Below are 1,612 nucleotides of genomic sequence, written 5' to 3'. Positions count from 1 at the left end.
CTTCGTCAAGCGGCAAAATATTCACCATTGGCCGGCCACGTGAACCACGGCTTGCTTGCGGAATCTCAAAGGTACGCAACCAATACACTTTACCTTTGTTTGAGAAACACAAAATCGTGTCATGTGAATTCGCGACAACGAGTTTCTCAATAAAATCTTCATCTTTCATTGTGGTAGCAGACTTACCGCGCCCACCACGACGCTGCGCCTGATATTCTTCAAGCTTCTGCGTTTTCGCATAACCTGCATGCGAAATAGTGACAACTAAATCTTCTTCAGTAATTAAGTCTGCAACTGTTAGGTCTCGACGCGAAGACATGATTTCTGTGCAACGCTCATCACCATACTCTTCTTTGATAGCTTCAAGCTCTTCACGAATAACAGCCATCAATTTATCTGGATCGCTTAAGATACCAAGAAGCTCAGTGATGCGTTCAAGAATCTCTTTGTATTCTGCAATGAGTTTTTCTGTCTCAAGACCAGTCAGACGGTGCAAGCGCATGTTAAGAATTTCTTGTGCTTGCGTCGGAGAAAGACGGTACTTACCGTCAACAAATCCATATTCCTCGCCTAGATCATCAGGCTTACACGCATCAACGCCCGCTTTCTCGAGCATGCCGACTACAGCACCTGGCTCCCAAGCTTGAGCAAGCAAAGCTTCTTTCGCTTCAGCAGAGGTTGGAGATTTCTTAATGAGCTCAATTACTGGATCGATATTCGCAAGCGCGACGGTAAGACCTTCGAGAATATGGCCACGCTCTCTCGCTTTACGTAACAAATAAACAGTACGACGGGTAACGACTTCTCTACGGTGCTTAACAAAAATCTCAAGTGACTGCTTAAGATTAATCGTCTTTGGCTCACCATCAACAAGCGCAACCATGTTGATACCAAACACGTTCTCAAGCTGAGTTTGAGAATACAAGTTATTCATAATTACATCTGGCACTTCACCTCGACGTAACTCAATAACAATACGCATGCCCTCTTTGTTTGACTCATCTCGAAGCTCGGTAATCCCTTCGATCTTTTTATCTTTAACAAGCTCTGCGATTTTCTCAATCAAACGCGCCTTGTTAACCTGATAAGGAATTTCTGTAACGACAATGCGCTCTTTACCTTTCGCGTCTGTTTCCACTTCATAACGCGCGCGTAGATAAATTTTACCGCGACCAGTCTGATATGCCTGAACAATACCAGCTCGACCGTTAATAATCGCTGAAGTCGGGAAATCTGGACCAGGAATGTAATCCATCAACTCATCAGTCGTAATATCTGAATTGTCTAACAAGGCTAAACAGCCACTGACAACTTCATTCAAATTATGCGGAGGAATGTTCGTTGCCATACCAACCGCAATACCTGATGAACCATTCACCAATAAGTTAGGAACACGAGTCGGTAAGACTTCTGGGATTTGCTCTGTGCCATCATAGTTAGGAACAAAATCGACCGTTTCTTTCTCTAGATCAGCAAGCAAAGAATGCGCAAGCTTCTGCATACGGATTTCCGTATAACGCATCGCAGCTGGATTATCCCCATCGATAGAACCGAAGTTACCCTGACCATCTACCAATGTGTAACGAAGAGAAAATGGCTGAGCCATACGAAC

1 protein-coding gene is annotated in these 1,612 nt (G+C 44.2%); it reads right to left on the bottom strand.

Annotated features, from left to right (window positions below):
• On the bottom strand, positions 1-1,612 hold a 1,612-nt coding region (locus tag A3738_RS12925), incomplete at both ends, for a DNA gyrase subunit A (RefSeq protein WP_304440101.1).

This window comes from Oleiphilus sp. HI0066 (assembly GCF_001635725.1).
Note: the sequence above shows the minus strand (reverse complement) of the source record. Positions and strands in the feature narration are given on the sequence as shown.